The 7,144-nt window shown below is 34.3% G+C and carries 7 protein-coding genes; all 7 read left to right on the top strand.

Annotation, left to right across the window (positions count from 1 at the left end):
• A partial coding sequence (locus BLQ56_RS17490) for a flagellin (RefSeq protein WP_090857339.1) occupies positions 1 to 90 on the top strand: 90 nt, incomplete at its 5' end.
• Positions 91 to 257: 167 nt separating this feature from the next.
• On the top strand, positions 258 to 2,141 hold the full coding sequence (locus tag BLQ56_RS17485; RefSeq protein ID WP_090857336.1) for a motility associated factor glycosyltransferase family protein: 1,884 nt from the start codon (positions 258 to 260) through the stop codon (positions 2,139 to 2,141).
• Positions 2,138 to 3,136 (top strand): NAD-dependent 4,6-dehydratase LegB, encoded by a 999-nt coding sequence (locus BLQ56_RS17480; RefSeq protein ID WP_090857333.1) that lies wholly within the window; start codon positions 2,138 to 2,140, stop codon positions 3,134 to 3,136. Before BLQ56_RS17485 ends, BLQ56_RS17480 begins: the two co-directional genes overlap by 4 nt.
• The gene (locus tag BLQ56_RS17475; RefSeq protein ID WP_090857330.1) at positions 3,133 to 4,296 is read left to right on the top strand and encodes a LegC family aminotransferase; all 1,164 of its coding nucleotides are present in this window, start codon (positions 3,133 to 3,135) and stop codon (positions 4,294 to 4,296) included. Before BLQ56_RS17480 ends, BLQ56_RS17475 begins: the two co-directional genes overlap by 4 nt.
• 2 nt (positions 4,297 to 4,298) lie before the next feature.
• The gene (neuC, locus tag BLQ56_RS17470) at positions 4,299 to 5,447 is read left to right on the top strand and encodes a UDP-N-acetylglucosamine 2-epimerase (RefSeq protein WP_090857327.1); all 1,149 of its coding nucleotides are present in this window, start codon (positions 4,299 to 4,301) and stop codon (positions 5,445 to 5,447) included.
• Positions 5,431 to 6,531: an N-acetylneuraminate synthase gene (gene neuB / locus BLQ56_RS17465; protein ID WP_090857324.1), complete on the top strand. Its 1,101-nt coding sequence runs from the start codon at positions 5,431 to 5,433 to the stop codon at positions 6,529 to 6,531. Before neuC ends, neuB begins: the two co-directional genes overlap by 17 nt.
• The gene (locus BLQ56_RS17460; protein ID WP_090857321.1) at positions 6,515 to 7,141 is read left to right on the top strand and encodes an acetyltransferase; all 627 of its coding nucleotides are present in this window, start codon (positions 6,515 to 6,517) and stop codon (positions 7,139 to 7,141) included. Before neuB ends, BLQ56_RS17460 begins: the two co-directional genes overlap by 17 nt.
• Positions 7,142 to 7,144: the final 3 nt, after the last annotated feature.

Raw genomic sequence — 7,144 nt, 5'->3', positions numbered from 1 at the left:
ACAAAAAATTCAATTCTTTCTCAAGCTGCTCAATCAATGTTAGCACAAGCAAACCAACAGCCTCAAGGTGTGCTTCAATTACTTCGTTAATAAATGACGACACGGCCTTTCTAGGTCGTGTTTTTTTACATATTAAAGTTCTAATCTCTTTGATGTTAAACTAGGGTTGAAATGAAAATGACGGATTTGTATAAGAGTAATACGAACTTGGAAACATAGTAATGTAGCTTTACATTAATAATTATAAGGGGAAGCACATGATAAAAACAGAAAACATGAACTATTTATTAAGTAATCACCCTCAATTATACAAAAAAATAATTAAATGGGAAAAGCAAAATACTGAGGTTAAATCAGTAGTTGTTGAGAAAACAAAAAATAATTGTCTGACATTAAAGATAATGGTGGATGGAAACTCGAGATATATTCATAGTAAGTATGATCCGCTTAAAGAAGCGGATAGATTAATTAATCAATTAAGTAATCTAGATCAATACAATCATGTTCTTTTTATTGGAGTAGGACTTGGCTACCACATAACAGAGCTAATTGATAAATATCCTAATATGTATTTCTCTATTTATGAACCCAATATAGAAGTTTTATATGAATTCCTATCAACTTGTTCTTTACATAACTGGCCTTTGGTGAAACTACAATCCCTTTTTACGGGCACTGATGAGGAAGAACTTCAAGCATCGGTCCATATAATGCAACAAAAAGAAAAGAAAAATACATTTGTATTCACTCTTCCCCCATATGTTAACATGTATAGTAGAGAAGAATTATTAATTATAGAGACTGTAAAAGAAGTATTGACAAATAAAAAAATCAGCATAATGACAAATTTAACCTATCAAGAAAGATGGACATTAAACTCTATCAAAAATTTCCCATATCTTCTTCGCACCCCCAATATATTAATGGATACTGATAAGGGGAAATTTAAGGGGAAACCAGCTTTAATGGTGGCTGCAGGCCCTTCATTAGCAGAGGAAATAGAATACATAAAACATATAAAGGATAATAAATTAGCCTATGTTTTTTCTGTGGGTTCAGCTATAAATGCATTACTTGAACATGGCATTGAACCAGATGGTACGTTTACTTATGATCCTACCGCAATTAACCAAAAAGTAATTAGCAAGCTGAAGAAAACTAGTAAAGGCAATATCCCCCTAGTGTTTGGAAGTACGGTTGGATTCGAAACCTTAGCTGATTATCAGGGTATCATGTTGCACATGATAACAAGCCAGGATACGATGGCCCCACTTTATTTAGATAAGACTCGTGACATAGATATTGTTTGGGATGCACCTTCGATTGCAGTAATTACTTTTCAAGTATTACAAACGCTTGGTTTTAGTAAGATTATTTTGGTAGGTCAAAACCTATCGTATTTAAATAATAAGTTATATTCAGAGGGTATTTCATATGATTTTTTAAATAGTGAATTATCTGAAGAACAAAAAAAGACACTTATTCCTACTAAGGATGTCTATGGTAATACAGTCATGACACATTTAGAATTTAATATTATGAGAAATCAACTTGAATTATACATTGATATGAACAATGATATTAAAGTGATTAATACTACGAAGGGCGGAGCACATATTGAAGGGACTTTATTTATGCCTCTTTCGAATGTAATTCAAGAAGAACTAACTGACCCTGTTGTTGATTCGGAATGGCACAGAGTGAAAAATGGTTATGACCTTCAATTCGTATATAAGCGTTACTGTAAAATAGAAACGTCCAAGATGAAATTTGAACAGCTATTTAAGACAGTAGTAGAACAACTAAAAGAGATTGATAAGAGTGTTAAGACGAAACAATTAAAGAAATTAGAAACAAAGTTTGTGAAATTTGATGGCTTGTTTCAGAAGATGAAGAAAAATGAATTTTATCAAGGCTTTATTGAGCCAATGAACAGGGTTCATAACGAGCGCTTGTCAGATAATAGCAAAGATATTAGGTATGAAACTGATCTTATTAAAAAGGGAACCCTTGTGGTTACAGCTTTTGAGAAATTCCTATATGAATGTGAAATTTCATACCAATTTGTTTTACCATATTATGAAGAGTTATCACAAGAGTTAACCAAACTATTCGAGACACAAAATCAGGAGGAACAATGAAGAAAATATTAGTAACAGGAGCAGATGGATTTATAGGTTCACATTTAACTGAAGAATTAGTGAGGCAAGGGTATTCAGTTCGAACTTTTGTATATTATAACTCTTTTAATTCATGGGGGTGGCTAGATCAATCTCCAAAAGAAATAAAGAAAGAATTAGAGGTTTTTGCGGGAGACATTCGCGACCCTTTTGGTGTAAAAGAGGCTATGAAGGGGTGTGATGTAGTGTTGCATTTAGCTTCATTGATTGCAATTCCATATTCATATCATTCTCCTTCAACATATGTGGACACTAATATTACTGGGACCTTAAACATACTGCAAGCAGCACGTGAATTAAATATAAAGAAAGTAGTACATACATCCACAAGTGAAGTGTATGGAACCGCACAATATGTTCCTATAAATGAAGAACATCCATTACAGGGTCAATCACCTTATTCAGCATCAAAAATTGGGGCTGATCAGATGGCCATGTCATTTTTTCGCTCATTCGAAACACCAGTCGCAATTATTAGACCATTCAATACTTACGGTCCACGTCAGTCAGCAAGAGCAGTCATCCCAACTATTATTACTCAATTAGCAAACGGGAAGAGAGAAATAAAATTAGGCGCTATTAATCCTACAAGAGATTTTAATTATGTAAAAGATACAGTAAATGGTTTTATCGCGATGATGGAAAGCGAGAATTCGATAGGCGAAATAATTAATATTGGAAGCAATTATGAGATATCAATTGGAGAAACTGCTCATTTAATAGCAGAAGCAATGGGTGTACCTATCGAAATAGTCACTGATGAAATCAGAATGCGCCCTGAGAAGAGTGAAGTAGAAAGATTATGGGCGGATAATAAAAAAGCAAAAGAAATTATTGGTTGGGAGCCTCAGTATTATGGAAAAGAGGGGTTCAAAAAGGGAATAATAGAGACAGCTAAATGGTTTGCTATTCCGGAAAATCTAAAGAGTTATAAAGCGGATGTGTACAATATATGAATATTCAACTTGAAGAAGCGGTTAAACAAATAAAATTATGGGGAAAAGGTAAGGAGTTCATACCTTTACATGAGCCTGTTTTTTATGGCAATGAGAAAAAATACGTGTTGGATTGTATTGAATCAGGGTGGGTCTCTTCTGTAGGGAAGTATGTAGATTTATTAGAAGACAAATTAGCAGAATATACAGGCATAAAATATGCAGTAGCAGTGGTTAATGGAACATCTGCGCTGCACATTGCCTTAAAACTAGCAGGTGTTAAACGGGATGAAGAGGTTCTTATCCCTTCTTTGACGTTTATAGCAACAGCGAACGCAGTTCGATATTGTGATGCAACACCACACTTTGTAGATGTGGAGGAACAAACATTAGGATTGGACCCTATTGCTTTAAGGTCCCACTTACAGGAGATCGTCACTCAAGAAAATGGGACAAGCATAAATAAAAAAACTGGTAGAATTATTAGAGCGATTGTCCCCATGCATACATTTGGACACCCTGTAGACATGGATGAATTATTAAAAGTTGCTGAGGAGTTTAATTTGAAAGTTGTAGAAGATGCTGCGGAGTCGTTAGGCTCATTCTATAAGGGAAAACACACTGGGACATTCGGAAGCCTTGCTGCAGTTAGCTTTAATGGAAACAAAGCTATTACTACAGGTGGTGGTGGCGCCATACTTACAAATAATGAAGAGTATTCAAGATTAGCGAAGCATCTAACAACAACTGCAAAGATTCCGCATAGATGGGAGTATAATCATGATGAGGTAGGCTTTAATTATCGCATGCCTAACATTAATGCAGCATTAGGTTGTGCTCAATTAGAACAACTTCCAATCTTCTTAGAACAAAAAAAGTCTCTAACAAAGAAATATGAACTTCTATTTTCTAATATTGATGGAATCTCTTTATTTTTAGAACCACAAAATGCAGGTAGTAACTACTGGTTACAAACCATTAAAATTGATCAATCAGTTTATTTACGAGATGAATTGCTCTTATTTCTTAACAATAATGGAATCATGTCAAGACCAATATGGACTCCTTTACATGAATTGAATCCATATCAACATTGTCCATCAGCTGATCTACCTATCACTAATAAGTTGAAAAATATCTTAATTAATATTCCGAGTAGTCCGTATTTGGGAGTTGAGTAAACATGAAAAGAAGAGTATGTGTTGTTACTGGAACAAGAGCGGAATATGGTCTTTTATATTGGATTCTAAGAGAACTACAGCATGATGAGGATATAGAATTACAAATTGTAGTAACAGGAATGCATATGTCACCAGAATTTGGGCTTACTTATAAACAAATAGAGCGTGATGGGTTTATGATAAGTGAAAAACTAGAGATGCTAATATCTTCTGATACTTCATCTGGTATTACAAAATCAATGGGGTTAGGACTAATTGGCTTTGCTGATATGTTTGACAGATTAAAACCTAATCTCTTAATTTTACTAGGGGATCGCTTTGAAGCTCTAGCAGCAGCTCAGAGTGCAATGATAAGTAGAATTCCGATTGCACATATTCACGGCGGAGAAATTACAATGGGCGCAATAGATGATTCGATTAGACATGCAATAACTAAGATGTCAAACCTACATTTTGTTTCAACTGAAGGACATAGAAGAAGAGTCATTCAATTAGGAGAACAACCTAGTACTGTTTATAATGTTGGTGCTCCGGGAATTGAATCGATAGAAAAAAATACATATTTGACAAGGAACCAGCTTGAGACAGAGCTTGGTATGGAATTTGCAAGGCATATCTTTCTAATCACTTATCATCCAGAAACATTAAGTAATCAAACAGAGCAAAGTGTAGACCAATTGCTCTTGGCCTTAGAAGAAATTAAAGATACAACTTTTATTTTTACTAAAGCAAATGCTGATGAAAAAGGCAGGTTAATAAATCAAAAAGTTGAGGATTTTGTTAAGAAACATAGAGAATCTTCTTCCTTATATTCATCACTTGGCCAAAAAAAATACCTAAGCTTATTAAAAGAGGCTAATCTAGTAATAGGCAATTCCTCAAGTGGGTTATTAGAGGCTCCTTATTTATCTACACCTACTGTAAATATAGGTGATAGACAAAAGGGAAGGGAATGTCCACCTTCAGTTATTAATTCAAAGCCAAGATATAATGAAATACTAAAAGCGATTAATAAAGCTTTAGATTTTGACTTTGTTAAAAATGATGTAAGAATTTTTGGATCAGGAAATATATCAAAAAAGATTGTAAAGATAATAAAAAACCATCAAGATCTAACATCATATAAAAAGTTCTATGATTGGGAGGAGTGATAGTGTGCAAACATATATTATTGCAGAGGCAGGAGTAAATCATAACGGTTCACTAGCAATGGCAAAAGAACTAATTAATAAGGCTACTGAAGCTGGAGTGGATGCGGTAAAGTTTCAAACATTCAAAGCAGAAAAACTAGTAACAAAGTCGGCTATGCAAGCAGAATATCAAATACAAAATCTAGGTGAAGAAGTTAGCCAATATGAAATGTTAAAAAAATTAGAGCTTACATATAGTGAGTTCATAGAGTTAAAAGAGTATTGTGAAGTGAAAAATATAACGTTTCTATCTTCCCCATTCGACAAAGAGAGTGTGGATTTTTTAATTAAAGAGCTGCAATTGCCCGTTATTAAGATTTCTTCTGGTGAACTCAATAATGCACCACTTCTACATTATATATCAAATTTTAAGGTCAAGTTAATATTATCAACAGGAATGGCAGAGATGAAAGAAGTCCACAATGCACTAGCTGTTATAGCGTATGGTTTAGCTCAAAAGGACATTATCTCTTTAGATGAAGTAAATCACTTTTATGAATCTGAATTAGCGAAGAAATTGTTAAAAGATTATGTAACTATATTACACTGTACAACTGAGTATCCTACACCACCAACAGAGGTGAATTTAAGGGCTATCAATTATTTGAAATCAAAGCTGGAATTACCAGTAGGGTTTTCTGATCATTCAGAAGGGATAAGTATACCTATTGCAGCTGTTGCTGCTGGAGCAGAAGTGATTGAGAAACATTTTACGTTAAATCGTGATTTGCCTGGACCCGACCATAAAGCATCATTAGAGCCATTAGAATTAGCTGAGATGGTTAAGGGAATTAGAATTGTTGAAAAGGCTTTAGGTAACCCGATAAAGGAGCCAACTGAATCCGAAATAAAAAATAAGAAAGTTGCTAGAAAAAGCCTCGTCGCGGCAACCACTATAAAAAAAGGGGATGTTTTAACTGAAGATAATATAACAGTTAAAAGGCCAGGTGTGGGTATTTCTCCTTTTCAATATTGGGATTTATTAGGTAGAAAATCCAAAAAAGACTATCAAGAGGATGAATTATTACATGAAGACTCCAAATAATCCTCCAATAATAATAATAGGAAATGGGGGACACGCCAGAGTAGTTACAGATTGTCTACTCTTAAATAATAAGAAGATCCTTGGATTTACAGCACCTAAGAAAGAAGAGAACCGATTTGGATTACCTTATTTAGGTGAAGATATGATTATAGAAGGATATTCCAAAGAGGATGTTTTACTTGTGAACGGAGTAGGTAAATTAAAGGATAGGACCAAAATATATAATTATTTCACTGAGATTGGTTACAGATTTGCATCGGTTATCCATCCAAACTCAATCATTTCTCCATATGCAAATATAGGTGAAGGCTCACAAATCATGGCAGGAAGTGTCATTCAAGCTTTTGCGAAAATTTCCGATAATACTATTATAAACACTTCATGCAGTATTGATCATGACTGTTCGGTGGGTATTCATAGTCATATTTCTCCTGGCACTTCTCTCGCTGGAGGAGTGACTATAGGCGAAGTGACTCATGTTGGCGCAAAAACAGTTGTTATCGAAAACATCAAAGTTGGAAGCTATGTAATAGTTGGGGCAGGCTCACTCATACTAAAGGATGTTTGTGACAATAGTAAAGTATATGGTGTACCAGCTAAGGAGGTTTAAGCG

This window comes from Litchfieldia salsa (assembly GCF_900104555.1).
In the GTDB taxonomy this organism is placed as follows: Bacteria; Bacillota; Bacilli; order Bacillales; family Bacillaceae_L; genus Litchfieldia; species Litchfieldia salsa.
Note: the sequence above shows the minus strand (reverse complement) of the source record. Positions and strands in the feature narration are given on the sequence as shown.